Origin of the sequence: Enterobacter sp. RHBSTW-00175 (assembly GCF_013927005.1) — a bacterium.
Taxonomy (GTDB): Bacteria; Pseudomonadota; Gammaproteobacteria; order Enterobacterales; family Enterobacteriaceae; genus Enterobacter.
In genome coordinates this window covers 1,903,888-1,920,050 of the sequence record NZ_CP055930.1, presented here as the reverse complement: position 1 = coordinate 1,920,050, position 16,163 = coordinate 1,903,888, and the positions used below count along the sequence as shown (strand labels likewise).

General features: G+C 53.8%; 15 protein-coding genes. 12 read left to right on the top strand and 3 right to left on the bottom strand.

Annotated features, from left to right (window positions below):
- The first annotated feature begins 169 nt into the window (after positions 1–169).
- The 10 genes from udp (at position 170) to tatD (ending at position 9,580) form a co-directional block, all read left to right on the top strand.
- On the top strand, positions 170–931 hold the full coding sequence (gene udp / locus HV107_RS09070; RefSeq protein WP_014072255.1) for a uridine phosphorylase: 762 nt from the start codon (positions 170–172) through the stop codon (positions 929–931).
- 329 nt (positions 932–1,260) lie between these two features.
- Positions 1,261–2,469 carry an RNA-guided endonuclease TnpB family protein gene (locus HV107_RS09065; RefSeq protein ID WP_182062924.1) on the top strand — a complete coding sequence of 403 codons (1,209 nt, stop codon included), beginning with the start codon at positions 1,261–1,263 and terminating at the stop codon, positions 2,467–2,469.
- A 92-nt stretch (positions 2,470–2,561) separates the two neighbouring features.
- Entirely contained in the window at positions 2,562–4,019 is a 1,458-nt protein-coding gene (gene rmuC, locus HV107_RS09060; RefSeq protein ID WP_182062923.1) for a DNA recombination protein RmuC, read from the top strand.
- A 66-nt stretch (positions 4,020–4,085) separates the two neighbouring features.
- Complete coding sequence (gene ubiE / locus HV107_RS09055) at positions 4,086–4,841, top strand: bifunctional demethylmenaquinone methyltransferase/2-methoxy-6-polyprenyl-1,4-benzoquinol methylase UbiE (protein ID WP_182062922.1); 756 nt, start codon at positions 4,086–4,088, stop codon at positions 4,839–4,841.
- Between the two features lie 13 nt (positions 4,842–4,854).
- Positions 4,855–5,460: a ubiquinone biosynthesis protein UbiJ gene (gene ubiJ / locus HV107_RS09050; RefSeq protein ID WP_182062921.1), complete on the top strand. Its 606-nt coding sequence runs from the start codon at positions 4,855–4,857 to the stop codon at positions 5,458–5,460.
- Entirely contained in the window at positions 5,457–7,097 is a 1,641-nt protein-coding gene (gene ubiB / locus HV107_RS09045) for a ubiquinone biosynthesis regulatory protein kinase UbiB (protein ID WP_182062920.1), read from the top strand. Before ubiJ ends, ubiB begins: the two co-directional genes overlap by 4 nt.
- Positions 7,098–7,173: 76 nt before the next feature.
- The gene (tatA, locus tag HV107_RS09040) at positions 7,174–7,428 is read left to right on the top strand and encodes a Sec-independent protein translocase subunit TatA (protein WP_182062919.1); all 255 of its coding nucleotides are present in this window, start codon (positions 7,174–7,176) and stop codon (positions 7,426–7,428) included.
- A gap of 3 nt (positions 7,429–7,431) precedes the next feature.
- Positions 7,432–7,980 (top strand): Sec-independent protein translocase protein TatB, encoded by a 549-nt coding sequence (gene tatB / locus HV107_RS09035; protein WP_182062918.1) that lies wholly within the window; start codon positions 7,432–7,434, stop codon positions 7,978–7,980.
- Between the two features lie 2 nt (positions 7,981–7,982).
- Positions 7,983–8,756 (top strand): Sec-independent protein translocase subunit TatC, encoded by a 774-nt coding sequence (gene tatC / locus HV107_RS09030; RefSeq protein WP_182062917.1) that lies wholly within the window; start codon positions 7,983–7,985, stop codon positions 8,754–8,756.
- Positions 8,757–8,797: 41 nt separating this feature from the next.
- Positions 8,798–9,580 (top strand): 3'-5' ssDNA/RNA exonuclease TatD, encoded by a 783-nt coding sequence (gene tatD, locus HV107_RS09025; protein WP_182062916.1) that lies wholly within the window; start codon positions 8,798–8,800, stop codon positions 9,578–9,580.
- Here the strand turns inward: tatD and rfaH are convergent.
- Positions 9,577–10,068, bottom strand: coding sequence for a transcription/translation regulatory transformer protein RfaH (gene rfaH, locus HV107_RS09020; RefSeq protein WP_182062915.1), 492 nt, complete (start codon positions 10,066–10,068; stop codon positions 9,577–9,579). The genes tatD and rfaH overlap by 4 nt on opposite strands.
- 170 nt (positions 10,069–10,238) lie before the next feature.
- Here rfaH and ubiD point away from each other — a divergent pair, with 170 nt between their 5' ends.
- Positions 10,239–11,744, top strand: a complete 1,506-nt coding sequence (ubiD, locus tag HV107_RS09015; protein ID WP_182062914.1) for a 4-hydroxy-3-polyprenylbenzoate decarboxylase — start codon at positions 10,239–10,241, stop codon at positions 11,742–11,744.
- 30 nt (positions 11,745–11,774) lie between these two features.
- Positions 11,775–12,476 carry an NAD(P)H-flavin reductase gene (fre, locus tag HV107_RS09010; RefSeq protein ID WP_014072244.1) on the top strand — a complete coding sequence of 234 codons (702 nt, stop codon included), beginning with the start codon at positions 11,775–11,777 and terminating at the stop codon, positions 12,474–12,476.
- Positions 12,477–12,667: 191 nt separating this feature from the next.
- Here the strand turns inward: fre and fadA are convergent, their stop codons facing one another.
- On the bottom strand, positions 12,668–13,831 hold the full coding sequence (fadA, locus tag HV107_RS09005; protein WP_182062913.1) for an acetyl-CoA C-acyltransferase FadA: 1,164 nt from the start codon (positions 13,829–13,831) through the stop codon (positions 12,668–12,670).
- Positions 13,832–13,840: 9 nt separating this feature from the next.
- Entirely contained in the window at positions 13,841–16,030 is a 2,190-nt protein-coding gene (fadB, locus tag HV107_RS09000) for a fatty acid oxidation complex subunit alpha FadB (protein WP_182062912.1), read from the bottom strand.
- Positions 16,031–16,163 lie beyond the last annotated feature (133 nt).

Sequence of the window (16,163 nt, the reverse complement as noted above, 5' to 3'; positions counted from 1 at the left end):
TGCAACACACCACGGTATAACATTGTTAATGTGATGTTGATCACTTATTTATGGAAATTAACTGCAATCATTTTCATTCATGGTGAGGTTCGTCACGAAATTACGCACACTGCTTCTGTAAAGTACCGTTTTACTTCTTCTGACAAACCGACCCACAGAGGAGTCACCTATGTCTAAGTCTGATGTTTTTCATCTCGGCCTCACTAAAAACGATTTACAAGGGGCTACGCTCGCTATCGTCCCTGGCGATCCAGAGCGTGTGGAAAAGATCGCCGCGCTGATGGATAAGCCGGTTAAGCTGGCATCCCATCGTGAATTCACCACCTGGCGCGCGGAGCTGGATGGTAAAGCGGTGATCGTGTGTTCTACCGGTATCGGCGGCCCGTCTACTTCTATTGCTGTTGAAGAGCTGGCGCAGCTGGGTATCCGTACTTTCCTGCGTATCGGCACCACCGGCGCTATCCAGCCGCATATCAATGTGGGTGACGTGCTGGTCACGACCGCGTCTGTGCGTCTGGACGGTGCAAGTCTGCACTTTGCGCCAATGGAATTCCCGGCAGTGGCGGATTTTGAATGCACCACCGCACTGGTTGAAGCCGCGAAATCTGTGGGCGCAACAACGCACATCGGCGTTACCGCCTCTTCCGATACCTTCTACCCGGGCCAGGAGCGTTACGACACCTTCTCTGGCCGCGTAGTGAGCCGTTTTAAAGGCTCAATGGAAGAGTGGCAGTCTATGGGCGTGATGAACTACGAAATGGAATCTGCAACGCTGCTGACCATGTGCGCAAGCCAGGGTCTGCGTGCCGGTATGGTGGCGGGTGTTATCGTTAACCGTACTCAGCAGGAGATCCCGAACGCCGAAACCATGAAGCAGACCGAAAGCCATGCGGTGAAAATTGTGGTTGAAGCGGCTCGCCGCCTGATCTAGTCCTCTCTTCTTCGATAAAAGGCCGACTTGTTCGGCCTTTTCTTTTTGCGTAGCGCCTCGCAGGAAAACCCTTTCAAACTGGACGTTTATACAGGTTTGTTATAAAACTCGTCCTTCAGAACAGTAACATAGGGTGCGATTTTAGGGTTAACCTGGTGTTTATTGCCGCTCGATGTATTGTCAAATCGGTGTCGGTAGCGTTGCTACAAGTACTTGTAAAATAACCCAGAACCCACAGAACGCCTTCGTAGTAATCGTGCTGAGCAATCTCTCAATAGTCACGGCGAATAGCGGTTTCATTTGCCATAGACCAAAGTAGAATAGTGTCAATGAAACGACTTCAAGCCTTCAAATTTCAGTTGAGACCCGATGGTCAGCAGGAGCGAGATATGTGGCGCTTCGCTGGGGCTTGTCGCTTCGTCTTTAACCGCGCGTTGGCGCTTCAGAATGAGAACCATGAGACAGGGAATAAGTACATTCCCTATACAAAAATGGCTTTTTGGCTCACAGCCTGGAAATCCGATCCTGGAACAGAGTGGCTTAAAGCATCTCCATCGCAGACGTTACAGCAGTCGCTGAAAGATCTGGAACGTGGCTACAGGAATTTTTTTCAGAAACGTGCAGCATTCCCCCGTTTTAAAAAACGCGGGAAGAATGATGCGTTCCGCTACCCTCAGGGTGTGAAGCTTGATCAAACCAACAGCCGTATATCGTTGCCAAAGCTGGGATGGATACGCTACCGCAACAGCCGTAAAATCACTGGTGAAGTGAAAAACGTTACCGTTAATCAGTCATGTGGCAAATGGTTTGTTAGTATCCAGACAGAGTGCGACGTTGCCGAACCCGTTCATAATGCTGCGTCAATTGTCGGCCTGGATGCTGGAGTCGTTAAACTCGCAACGCTTTCAGATGGTACGGTATACCAACCCGTCAATAGCTACAAAACAAGTCAGCGTAAGTTGGTAAAGCTCCACCGCCAGTTAAGTCGCAAAGTTAAATTCAGTGCTAACTGGCAAAGGCAGAAACAAAAACTTCAGAGTTTACACTCACACATTGCTAATGTCCGGCGCGACTATCTGCATAAAATCACCAGTGAAATCAGCAAAAACCACGCGATGATTGTCATTGAGGACCTGAAGGTCAGAAGCATGTCGAAGTCGGCGAAAGGCACGGCTGAGCTGCACGGGCGAAACGTCAGAGCCAAATCAGGCTTAAATCGCGCGATACTGGATCAGGGGTGGTATGAAATGCGCCGCCAGCTTGAGTATAAGCAGCGCTGGCGAGGTGGTCTGGTGATTACCGTTCCTCCGACATATACCAGCCAGCGATGTTCCAGATGTGGTCATACTTCGAAGGAAAATCGCCTGTCCCAGAGTAAATTTGTTTGTCAGATATGTGGATACAGGGCGAACGCCGATATCAACGGCGCGCGTAATATTTTAGCGGCAGGGCATGCCGTGCTTGCCTGTGGAGGGATGGTGAAGTCAGGACTTCCGTTGAAGCAGGAACCCACCGAGGTGAGTCAGGTTTCGGTCTGAACGCTGTAGGGGTCTCGGACCTTTAGGTCGGGGAGGATGCCAAACAGCACAATTCTATTTTATGCGGGTAAAACGTTGATGCAGGGGGCATTGTGGATATCTCAATCCTGATTTATGCAGTGATTGCGCTGGTGGGCGTGGGAATAGGCTGGCTCATATCCAGCTATCAGCACGCGCAGCATAAAGCCGATCAACTGGCAGAACGCGAAGAGATGGTCGCCGAGCTCAGTGCCGCGAAACAACAGCTTACCCAGAGCGGGCACTGGCGCGACGAGTGCGAGCTGCTCAATAACGAACTGCGCAATCTGCGTGATATCAACACCTCGCTGGAAGCCGATCTCCGCGAAGTCACCACCCGTCTTGAATCGACCCAGCTCCATGCGGAAGACAAAATCCGCCAGATGATCAACAGCGAGCAGCGCCTTAGCGAACAGTTCGAAAACCTGGCGAACCGCATTTTTGAGCACAGTAACCGCCGTGTTGACGAACAAAACCGCCAGAGCCTGAACAACCTGCTCACGCCGCTGCGTGAGCAGCTGGACGGTTTTCGCCGCCAGGTGCAGGACAGCTTTGGCCAGGAGGCGCGCGAACGCCACACTTTGGCGCATGAAATTCGTAATCTCCAGCAGTTGAACGCGCAGATGACGCAAGAGGCGGTTAACCTGACGCGTGCGCTTAAAGGCGACAACAAAGCACAGGGCAACTGGGGTGAAGTAGTACTGACCCGCGTGCTGGAGGCTTCTGGCCTGCGTGAAGGGTACGAGTATGAAACGCAGGTCAGCATCGAAAACGATGCCCGCTCGCGGATGCAGCCTGATGTCATTGTGCGCCTGCCGCAGGGCAAAGATGTCGTTATCGACGCCAAAATGACGCTGGTGGCGTACGAACGCTACTTCAATGCCGAGGACGATTACATTCGCGAGTCTGCGTTACAGGAGCATATCGCGTCTGTCCGTAACCACATCCGTCTGCTGGGCCGTAAGGACTATCAGCAGCTACCGGGGTTACGCTCACTGGATTACGTGTTGATGTTCATTCCGGTTGAGCCCGCATTCCTGCTGGCGCTCGACAGACAGCCCGAACTGATAACCGAAGCATTGAAAAATAACATTATGCTGGTAAGTCCCACGACACTTCTGGTGGCGCTGCGGACGATTGCAAATCTCTGGCGCTACGAGCACCAAAGCCGTAACGCACAGCAAATTGCCGATCGCGCCAGCAAGCTGTACGACAAAATGCGCCTGTTTGTGGACGATATGTCCTCTGTTGGGCAGAGCCTCGATCGCGCGCAGGATAACTACCGCCAGGCGATGAAAAAGCTCTCTTCCGGGCGCGGCAACTTGCTGGCGCAAGCAGAGGCATTCCGTAGCCTGGGGGTGGAGGTTAAGCGCGAGATTAATCCTGAAATGGTTGAACAGGCTACCGCTCAGGACGATGAATATCGCCTACGGGAAGGGGCAGGTGTGCAAAATACAGACAGCGAAGACAACGATTTAGCCGCGGATTTGTCACCTTCTGAACCGCCGAATCGTTTCTTTCACGGTGGTTGAACCATAGGGCAAACGCGCCCAATCTGTTACACTTCACGGACATTTGACTGATAAGCAGGCTCTGAGATGGTTGACGATTCACAAGACACGACGCACTTTGGCTTTCAGACTGTTGCTAAAGCGCAGAAGGCTGACATGGTGGCCCACGTATTTCATTCCGTGGCGGCGAAGTACGATGTGATGAATGACTTGATGTCATTCGGCATTCATCGCTTGTGGAAACGCTTCACCATCGACTGTAGCGGTGTGCGTCGTGGGCAAACGGTGCTGGATTTAGCGGGAGGTACAGGCGACTTGACGGCGAAGTTTTCACGTCTGGTTGGCGAAACCGGTCGCGTGGTGCTGGCAGATATTAACGACTCCATGCTGAAAATGGGACGTGAGAAGCTGCGTAACATCGGCGTTGTGGGTAATGTTGAATATGTACAGGCGAACGCTGAAGCGCTGCCGTTCCCGGACAACACTTTTGACTGCATCACCATCTCGTTTGGCCTGCGTAACGTCACCGAGAAAGACAAGGCGCTGCGTTCCATGTACCGCGTGCTGAAGCCGGGTGGACGCCTGCTGGTGCTCGAATTCTCCAAACCGATTATCGAGCCGCTGAGTAAAGCCTACGATGCCTATTCGTTCCACGTGCTGCCGCGTATTGGTGAGTTGGTGGCGAACGATGCCGAAAGCTATCGCTATCTGGCTGAATCTATCCGAATGCACCCGGATCAGGACACCTTAAAAGCAATGATGCAGGATGCCGCTTTTGAAAACGTTGAATACTTCAACATGACGGCGGGTGTCGTCGCGCTGCATCGCGGTTACAAGTTCTGAGTGGAGGTATCCCGTGCCATTTAAACCCTTAGTCACCGCAGGCATCGAGAATGCTCTGAATGCCTTTCTGTACCGTGATTCGGCGCTAAAAACTGCGCGTCAGCGGCTCAACGGAAAGGTGTTACGTATTGTTTTAAAAGAGTTCTCTACGCCGCTGGTGCTGGTGTTCAGTGAGCGCCAGCTTGATGTTTTGGGTGAGTGGGAAGGTGAGGCCGACTGCTCGGTCATCACGCATATGAGCGTGGTGCCCAAACTGCGCGACCGCCAGCAGCTGACTGCGCTTATCCGTAGCGGCGAGCTGGAAGTCGAAGGTGACATTCAGGTCGTGCAGAACTTCGTTGCGTTAAGCGATCTTGCCGAGTTCGACCCGGCAGAGTTGCTTGCACCTTATATTGGCGACATCGCCGCCGAAGGGATCAGCAAAGTCATTCATGGTGGTTCGGCATTTCTGCGCAAAACTGTTCAGCGCCAACAGCGCTACGCGGCAGAAGTGTTGACCGAAGAGTGGCGCATGGCTCCGGGGCCGCTTGAAGTGGCATGGTTTGCGGAAGAAACTGCTGCTGTCGAACGTGCGGTTGACGCGCTAACCAAACGGCTGGAAAAACTGGAGGGCAAATGACGCCTGGTGAAATTCGGCGCCTCTATTTTATCGTCCACACCTTTTTGAGTTACGGGCTCGACGAGCTTATCCCCAAAATGCGTATCACTCTGCCGCTTCGAATCTGGCGACGGATGTTGTTCTGGATGCCAAATCGCCACAAGGATCAGCCGCTGGGTGAACGCCTGCGTCTGGCGTTGCAGGAGCTTGGCCCGGTATGGATCAAGTTTGGGCAGATGCTCTCCACCCGTCGGGATCTCTTCCCGCCTACAATCGCCGATCAGCTGGCGTTATTGCAGGATCGCGTAGCGCCTTTTGACGGTGCGCGAGCAAAGCAGCAAATCGAAGAAGCAATGGGGAATATCCCCGTTGAAACCTGGTTTGACGATTTTGAAATTCAGCCGCTGGCATCGGCCTCGATTGCTCAGGTGCATACTGCACGCCTGAAAGAAAATGGCAAAGAGATCGTTATTAAAGTGATCCGCCCGGACATCTTGCCGGTTATCAAGGCGGACATGAAGCTTATCTACCGCCTTGCGCGCTGGGTTCCACGTCTGCTGCCGGATGGTCGACGCCTGCGTCCAATGGAAGTTGTGCGCGAGTATGAAAAAACGCTGATTGATGAGCTCAACCTGCTACGTGAAGCGGCAAACGCCATCCAGTTGCGCCGTAACTTTGAAGACAGCCCGATGCTGTATGTTCCTGAGATCTACTCTGACTACTGTAGCCAGAATATGCTGGTAATGGAGCGTATCTACGGCATTCCGGTATCTGACGTTGTGGCTCTCGAAAACCAGGGAACCAACATGAAGCTGCTGGCCGAGCGCGGAGTGCAAGTGTTCTTCACCCAGGTGTTCCGAGACAGCTTCTTCCATGCGGATATGCACCCGGGCAATATTTTCGTCAGCTATGACCACCCGGAAAATCCGAAATACATTGGTATTGACTGCGGTATCGTGGGCTCTCTGAACAAAGAAGATAAGCGCTATCTCGCAGAAAACTTTATCGCATTCTTCAATCGCGACTATCGTAAGGTTGCTGAGCTGCACGTGGATTCTGGCTGGGTTCCGCCAGATACTAACGTTGAAGAGTTCGAGTTCGCTATCCGTACCGTGTGTGAGCCGATTTTCGAAAAACCGCTGGCGGAAATCTCATTCGGCCATGTTTTGCTGAACCTGTTTAACACCGCGCGCCGCTTTAATATGGAAGTTCAGCCGCAGTTAGTTTTACTCCAGAAAACATTACTTTACGTTGAGGGCGTAGGCCGTCAGCTCTATCCTCAGTTAGACTTGTGGAAGACCGCGAAACCTTTCCTCGAATCCTGGATTAAGGATCAGGTCGGCATTCCGGCGCTGGTGCGCTCTCTCAAAGAGAAAGCCCCGTTCTGGATTGAAAAAATGCCGGAGATACCTGAACTGGTTTACGACAGTTTGCGTCAGAGCAAGAACCTTCAGCACAGCATGGATAAAATCGCCCGCGAGCTTCAGTCCAATCGCGTTCGTCAGGGACAGTCCCGTTATCTCTTTGGGATTGGTGCGACACTGTTGCTGAGCGGTACGCTGCTGCTGATCAATCGCCCGGACTGGCAGATGATGCCTGCCTGGCTGATGGCTGGCGGTGTGGTTGTCTGGTTTGCGGGCTGGAGAAAAACGCGCTGAAATTGCGTCGCTATCGCCGGGTTGCATACGTATAATGCGACCTGATTAATTAATCATCTATCACTGAGGAACATGTATGGGTGGTATCAGTATCTGGCAATTGGTGATCATTGCCGTCATCGTCGTGCTGTTGTTTGGCACCAAAAAGCTCGGTTCCATCGGTTCCGACCTCGGCGCGTCCATCAAAGGCTTCAAGAAAGCGATGAGTGATGATGAAGATAAGCAGAAAAAATCCAGCCAGGATGCTGACTTTACTGCGAAATCCATTACCGACAAGCAAGATGAAGCCAAAAAGGAAGACGCTAAACGCCACGATAATGAGCAGGTGTAATTCGTGTTCGACATTGGTTTTGGTGAACTGCTGCTGGTCTTGGTGATTGGCCTGATTGTGCTGGGCCCGCAGCGTTTACCCGTTGCGGTAAAAACGGTTGCGGGTTGGGTGCGTGCGCTTCGATCGCTTGCCACCACGGTACAAAACGAGCTGGCGCAGGAGCTTAAGCTTCAGGAGTTTCAGGACAGCCTGAAAAAGGTTGAGAAGGCGAGCATGGATAACCTGACGCCAGAGCTCAAAGCCTCGATGGATGAACTGCGTGAAGCCGCGGAATCCATGAAACGCTCTTACAGCGTTAACGATCCTGAAAAAGCGAGCGATGAAGCGAATACCATCCATAACCCGGTGGTAAAAGAGAGCGAAGCGCAGCGAGAGGGGGTGACCCCTGCCAGCGCAGAGCATCAGGCCGCAGCACCTGAACAGACGCCGCAGGAACCTGAAGTGAAAAAACAGGTGCAGCCGGAAGAGCCCGTTGTTAACACTTCGGCGACTGAAGCTAAAGCTGCTGCGTCTGTTTCCGAATCATCCCCCTCGTCGAGTGATAAAGCGTAAACATGGCAGTAGATGATACTCAACCGCTTATTGCGCACCTTATTGAACTGCGCAAGCGCCTGCTGAACTGCATTATTGCGGTTTGCATCATTTTCTTAGGGTTGGTCTATTTCGCCAACGATATCTACCAGGTGGTTTCTGCGCCGCTGATTAAGCAAATGCCGCTGGGTGCAACGATGATCGCAACGGACGTTGCTTCGCCGTTCTTTACCCCCATTAAGCTGACCTTCTGGGTATCGCTGATTGCGGCTGCACCAGTTATTTTGTACCAGGTCTGGGCGTTTGTGGCTCCGGCGTTGTACAAACATGAACGCAAGCTGGTGATCCCGCTGCTGGTGTCCAGTTCGCTGCTGTTCTATATCGGTATGGCGTTTGCTTATTTCGTTGTCTTCCCTCTGGCCTTTGGCTTCCTGACGCATACTGCGCCGGAAGGAGTGCAGGTATCGACGGATATCGCCAGCTACCTCAGCTTTGTCATGGCGCTGTTTATGGCGTTTGGCGTGGCGTTTGAAGTCCCGGTGGCGATTGTGCTGCTGTGCTGGGTCGGCGTGACCACGCCGGAAGACCTGCGTAAGAAACGCCCGTATATTCTGGTCGGGGCATTCGTGGTCGGCATGCTGCTGACGCCGCCGGATGTGTTCTCGCAAACGCTTCTGGCCATACCGATGTACTGTCTGTTTGAGGTCGGTGTGTTCTTCTCGCGGTTCTATGTCGGCAAACGACGCCCACAGGAAGGCGAAGAAGACGACGAGTCAGACAAGACCACTGAAGAGTAAAACCAGCCGCCCGTCAGGGCGGTTTTTACATGGGAAACCACATGTTTGATATCGGCCTTAACCTCACCAGCTCTCAGTTTGCCAAAGATCGCGATGACGTTGTCGCTCGCGCCTTCTCCGCGGGGGTGAAAGGCTTGCTGCTGACGGGAACCAGCCTGCATGAAAGCGAACAGGCGCAGCTGCTTGCCCGGCATTATCCGCACTGCTGGTCAACTGCGGGTGTGCATCCACATAACAGCAGTACCTGGAATGCAGGGAGCGCCGAAACCCTTCATACACTGGCAAACACGCCGGAAGTGGTGGCGATTGGCGAATGCGGGCTGGATTTCAACCGCAACTTTTCCACCCCCTCTGAACAAGAACACGCCTTTACCGCTCAGCTTGCGCTGGCAGCCGAACTGGGGATGCCGGTGTTTATGCACTGCCGTGATGCCCATGAACGTTTTCTGGCGCTGCTTGAACCCTGGCTGGATAAGCTGCCTGGTGCGGTACTGCACTGCTTTACCGGCTCCCGACAGGAAGCCCTGGATTGCCTGAACCGGGGGCTATATCTGGGGGTAACGGGTTGGGTTTGTGATGAACGACGTGGGCTGGAGCTGCGTGAGTTGCTGCCTGTTATTCCTGCCGAACGGCTGTTGGTTGAAACGGACGCGCCTTATCTTTTGCCCCGTGACCTCTCGCCAAAACCGTCTTCACGACGTAACGAACCGGCATTCCTGGGGCATATTGTTGAAAGCGTGGCGCGCTGGCGTAGAGAAGAACCACAGTGGCTGGCGGAACAAACGGATGACAACGTGCGCCGCCTGTTCGGCGTGCAGTTTTAAATTTTGCGAAAATCGGTGTTTTTGACGCTCTGAAGTACCTGCTTGTTCAACAAATTGAGCAACAGCATGGAGCGTGCTTCGCCGTCCGGCTCAGAGAAAATGGCCTGTAACCCTTCGAATGCGCCTTCGGTGATCACCACGTCATCACCGGTGTAAGGCGTTTCTGGATCGGTGATATCTTCAGGTTGCTGGTAGACCGAAAGCTGGTGAATGACCGTTGACGGAACTCTTGCCGGGTGCGCGCCAAAACGCACAAAGTGGCTGACGCCGCGCGTGGCGCTGATGGTGGTGGTGTGGATCACTTCCGGGTCGAACTCGACAAACAGATAGTTCGGGAAAAGAGGTTCGCTGACCATCGCACGTTTCCCACGCTGCATTTTTTCAAGCGTGATCACCGGCGTCAGGCAATGCACTGACTGACGTTCAAGATGTTCCTGCGCGCGCTGAAGCTGCCCGCGTTTGCAATACAGTAAATACCAGGCCTGCATAATCACTCTTTCCCTTAGTTCGGGGCGCAAGCATATCAAAACCCTGGCGCGATCGCTAAGTTGATTATAATGGCCGAAAGTGGAGTAAGACGCGGAACTTCACGCTAATTTAACAAAATTACAGCATCACGCAGTCTTACGCCGTATAATGAAGCGCTTACAGAGAGGCCATGACTAACTGCATGAAATACCACGATCTACGCGACTTCCTGGCGCTGCTGGAAAAGCAGGGCGAACTCAAACGCATTACACTTCCTGTTGATCCTTATCTGGAAATGACAGAAATTGCTGACCGCACCCTGCGTGCCGGTGGCCCTGCGCTGTTATTTGAAAACCCAAAAGGCTACTCCATGCCGGTGCTGTGCAATCTGTTTGGCACACCACGTCGTGTGGCGTTGGGCATGGGGCAAGAGGATGTGGCTGCGTTACGTGAAGTGGGCAAACTGCTGGCCTTTCTGAAAGAGCCGGAGCCACCAAAAGGCTTCCGCGACCTGTTCGACAAACTGCCGCAATTTAAGCAGGTGTTGAATATGCCAACCAAACGTCTGCGCGGTGCGCCGTGCCAGCAAAAAGTGCTGGAAGGTGAGGCGGTTGATCTGACTAAAATCCCTATTATGCAGTGCTGGCCCGAAGATGCTGCGCCGCTTATTACCTGGGGACTGACCGTTACGCGTGGCCCGTACAAAGAGCGGCAAAACCTCGGCATCTATCGCCAGCAGCTGATTGGTAAAAACAAGCTGATTATGCGCTGGCTGTCGCATCGCGGCGGCGCGCTGGATTTCCAGGAGTGGTGTGCTGAACACCCAGGCGAGCGTTTCCCGGTGTCTGTTGCCCTGGGCGCCGATCCGGCGACCATCCTGGGTGCGGTTACGCCTGTTCCTGATACGCTTTCCGAGTACGCGTTCGCAGGTTTGCTGCGCGGTACCAAAACCGAAGTGGTGAAGTGCATTTCCAATGACCTGGAAGTACCGGCCAGTGCGGAAATTGTGCTGGAAGGCTACATTGAGCAGGGTGAAATGGCACCGGAAGGGCCATATGGCGATCACACGGGTTATTACAATGAAGTCGATAACTTCCCGGTGTTTACCGTTACCCACATCACCCAGCGTGAAGATGCTATTTATCACTCGACGTATACCGGCCGTCCACCGGATGAACCGGCCGTTCTGGGCGTAGCGCTGAACGAAGTGTTCGTGCCTATTTTGCAAAAGCAGTTCCCGGAAATTGTTGATTTCTATCTGCCGCCGGAAGGGTGTTCTTATCGCCTGGCTGTGGTCACAATGAAGAAGCAATATGCGGGTCACGCTAAACGCGTGATGATGGGCGTATGGTCTTTCCTGCGCCAGTTTATGTATACCAAGTTTGTTATTGTCTGTGATGATGACGTCAATGCCCGCGACTGGAATGACGTTATCTGGGCCATCACCACGCGTATGGATCCGGCACGTGACACGGTGTTAGTGGAAAACACCCCGATTGATTATCTGGATTTTGCCTCGCCGGTTTCCGGTCTTGGCTCAAAAATGGGACTGGATGCCACAAACAAATGGCCTGGCGAAACCGACCGTGAATGGGGTCGCCCGATCAAAAAAGATCCTGCCGTGACCGCGCGAATTGACGCGATCTGGGACGAACTGGCCATAATGAATAACGGTAAAACCGAATCTGACCGTTAAGCCCTATAGACTTCCCGACAGAGAGAGCGAATGACAACCTTAAGCTGTAAAGTGACCTCGGTAGATGCTATCACCGACACCGTATATCGCGTCCGTTTAGTGCCAGAAGCGGCATTCTCTTTCCGCGCTGGTCAGTACTTAATGGTCGTGATGGATGAACGAGATAAGCGTCCTTTCTCTATGGCCTCTACGCCAGCAGAGCAGGAATTCATCGAGCTTCATATCGGTGCGTCAGAGCTTAACCTGTATGCGATGGCCGTGATGGATCGCATTCTGAAAGAGCGCGAAATCCTGGTGGATATTCCTCACGGTGACGCCTGGCTGCGTGAAGACGAAGACCGTCCGCTGATCCTGATTGCGGGCGGCACCGGTTTCTCTTACGCCCGCTCTATTCTGTTGACCGCACTCGCGCGCAATCCAGACCGTGATATCACCATCTACTGGGGTGGTCGCGAAGAGAAACATCTCTACGATCTGTCCGAGCTGGAAGCACTGAGCATTAACCACCCGAACCTGCGTATTGAGCCGGTTGTCGAGCAGCCGGAAGAGGGCTGGCGTGGGCGCAGCGGTACGGTGCTGACGGCAGTATTGCAGGATTACGGCACGCTGGCGGAGCACGATATCTATATCGCGGGTCGTTTTGAGATGGCGAAAATTGCCCGTGACCTGTTCTGTAACGAACGTGGTGCGCGTGAAGACCGCCTGTTCGGCGATGCATTTGCGTTTATCTAAGTAAACGAAATAAAAAACCCGCCCCTGACAGGCGGGAAGAACGGCAACTAAACCTTCTCTCTTCGCCAATGACGCCATAACTGCGTTGGCTGCGCTCGCTCACCCGAATCACTTACTCTTGTAAGCTCATCGGGATTCGCTCGTTTGCCGCCTTGTTCTGACGTCATTGGCTTTGAGATAATTTCCTGGATTTAAACCCTCTCAAACACAGTCGCGATCCCCTGACCCAAGCCGATACACATGGTTGCCAGACCAAACTGGGCATCCTGGCGTTCCATCAGGTTAATCAGGGTAGTGCTGATACGTGCACCGGAACAACCCAGCGGGTGACCGAGTGCGATCGCGCCGCCGTTGAGGTTAATCTTCTCGTCGATCTTGTCCATCAGCCCCAGATCTTTAATGCACGGCAAGATCTGTGCGGCAAAGGCTTCGTTCATCTCGAACAGGTCGATATCGCTGGCGGTTAATCCCGCTTTTTTCAGCGCCAGTTTCGAGGCCGGAACCGGGCCATAACCCATAATCGACGGATCACAGCCGACCACTGCCATTGAACGAATACGCGCACGTGGCGTCAGGCCTAATTCGCGGGCGCGGCTTTCGCTCATCACCAGCATCGCGGCGGCACCGTCGGAAAGGGCAGATGATGTGCCGGCGGTTACCGTGCCTGTGACCGGATCAAATGCCGGGCGCAGTGTGGAAAGTGCCTCGACTGTGGTTTCCGGGCGGATCACTTCGTCGTAGCTGAACTGCTTCAGTACGCCGTCAGCGTCATGCCCACCGGTTGGGATAATCTCGTTTTTAAATGCGCCAGACTGCGTGGCGGCCCAGGCGCGGGCGTGGGAGCGCGCAGCGAAGGCGTCCTGCATTTCACGGCTAATGCCGTGCATTCGCGAGAGCATCTCAGCAGTCAGCCCCATCATGCCCGCTGCTTTCGCCACGTTACGGCTCATACCCGGGTGGAAATCGACACCATGGCTCATCGGCACATGACCCATATGTTCCACGCCACCAATCATGCAAGCCTGCGCATCGCCGGTCATGATCATACGGGCAGCATCGTGCAGCGCCTGCATTGACGAGCCACACAGGCGGTTAACGGTTACCGCCGGTACCGAATGCGGGATTTCAGCCAGCAATGCTGCGTTACGGGCGATGTTAAAACCTTGCTCCAGGGTTTGCTGCACGCAGCCCCAGTAGATATCGTCCAGCGCGGTGGGATCCAGCGCCGGATTACGCGCCAGCAGGCTACGCATCAGGTGCGCGGAGAGATCTTCCGCGCGAACGTTACGGAATGCGCCGCCTTTTGAACGGCCCATCGGGGTGCGAATTGCATCGACAATGACAACCTTTTCCATTGTGACTCCTTAAGCCGTTTTCAGCTCGCCAACCGGACGGGCAGGCTCAACTGCTGGATAGTAGGGTTCGTTATGGCGCGCTTTATTGCGCAGACCTTCCGGCACGGCATAGAGCGGGCCGAGGTGCTGATACTGCTGGGCCATATCGAGGTACTTCGCGCTGCCAAGCGTATCCAGCCAGCGGAACGCACCGCCGTGGAACGGAGGGAAACCGAGGCCATAGACCAGCGCCATATCCGCTTCTGCCGGGCTTGCGATGATGCCTTCTTCCAGACAACGCACCACTTCGTTCACCATTGGGATCATCATGCGAGCGATAATCTCGTCGTCAGTGAAGTCGCGTTTTGGCGCACTGACGTCCGCCAGCAGGCTATCCACCGCCGCATCTTCTTCTTTCTTCGGCTTACCTTTGCTGTCTTCTTTATAACGCCAGAAGCCCAGACCGTTTTTCTGGCCAAAACGGTTGGCATCGAACATGGCGTCGATGGCATCGCGATAATCTTTGCTCATGCGCTGCGGGAAGCCCGCGGCCATGACGGCCTGCGCGTGATGCGCCGTGTCGATACCGACTACATCCAGCAGATACGCCGGGCCCATCGGCCAGCCGAACTGTTTTTCCATCACTTTGTCGACTTTGCGGAAATCCGCACCGTCGCGCAGCAGCTGGCTAAAACCGGCAAAGTAAGGGAACAGCACGCGGTTCACAAAGAAACCAGGGCAGTCGTTCACCACGATCGGCGTTTTACCCATTTTGCTGGCCCATGCCACCACTTTAGCAAGGGTGTCATCAGACGTTTTTTCCCCGCGAATGACTTCAACCAGCGGCATCCGGTGAACCGGGTTAAAGAAGTGCATACCACAGAAGTTTTCCGGGCGCTTCAGTACGCTTGCCAGTTCGCTAATCGGGATGGTAGAGGTGTTCGACGCCAGAACTGTATCCGGGCGAACCTTATCTTCCGTTTCTGCCAGGACCGCTTTTTTAACTTTTGGGTTCTCAACAACGGCTTCGACAACCACGTCAACGCGATCGAAACCGCTGTATTCCAGGGTTGGCTGGATAGTGGAGATCACACCCGCCAGTTTCAGACCATCAATCTTGCCGCGCTCAAGCTGCTTGTTGAGCAATTTGGCCGCTTCGGTCATGCCCAGCGTCAGGGATTTTTCGCTGATGTCTTTCATCACTACCGGCACGCCTTTCCAGGCCGACTGCCAGGCGATACCGCCACCCATAATGCCTGCGCCCAGTACCGCCGCGTGTTTCGGGGTTTCGACGTTTTTGGTCAGCTGTTTGGCTTTTCCTTTAACGAACTGGTCGTTCAGGAAGATGCCCACCAGAGCGCGCGCTTCGTTGGTATGCGCCAGCGGAACGAAGCTCTGGTTTTCTAATTTAAGTGCCTCTTCCCGGCCAAAGCGGGCAGCGGCTTCAATGGTTTTTACCGCCGTGATAGGTGCCGGGTAGTGTTTACCTGCGGTCTGCATCACCATGCCTTTGGCAATGGTGAAACTCATGGCCGCTTCAATTTTGCTGAGCTTTAAGGGTTCAAGCTTCGGCTGGCGTTTCGCTTTCCAGTCGAGATCGCCATTAATAGCCTGACGCAGAATGGCGATAGCACCTTCAACCAGTTTTTCTGGCTTAACGACGCCATCTACCAGGCCAATTTTCTGTGCTTGTTCCGCGCCGACATCTTTGCCCGCAGCAATAATTTCCAGGGCGCTATCGGCACCCAGCATGCGTGGCATACGTACAGAGCCGCCAAAGCCCGGCATGATGCCCAGCTTAGTTTCAGGCAGGCCGATACGCAGGTCAGGTGTCGCCAGACGATAATCGGTGGCCAGCACACATTCGCAGCCACCGCCCAACGCGTAGCCGTTAACGGCGGAGATCGTCGGAACAGGTAAATCTTCCAGGCGGTTAAACACGCTGTTGGCAAAATGCAGCCACTGGCTCAGCTGTTCTTCTGGCACCAGGAACAGAGACAAGAATTCGGTAATATCGGCACCGACAATAAAGGCCGCTTTGTTAGAGCGCAGCAGCAGCCCTTTTAAATCAGATTGCTTTTCAAGTACATCCAGCGCCTGGCCAAGACTGGCCACCGTCGCGGTATCGAGCTTGTTCACTGAGCCGGGGGCATCGAACACCAGTTCGGCAATGCCATCTTCCAGCCAGTTGAGGTACAGGGTGTCGCCTTTGTAGAGCATGTCAGTCTCCTGAATCCAGCAATTGGATCTGGTCATACCAGATGAGACGGAGTGTGGAATTTATGTTAATAAAATGCAAATCACTCATTAAAAAATTGCTGCATTGATCACGCTCGGTGGAAATCACGCAGGT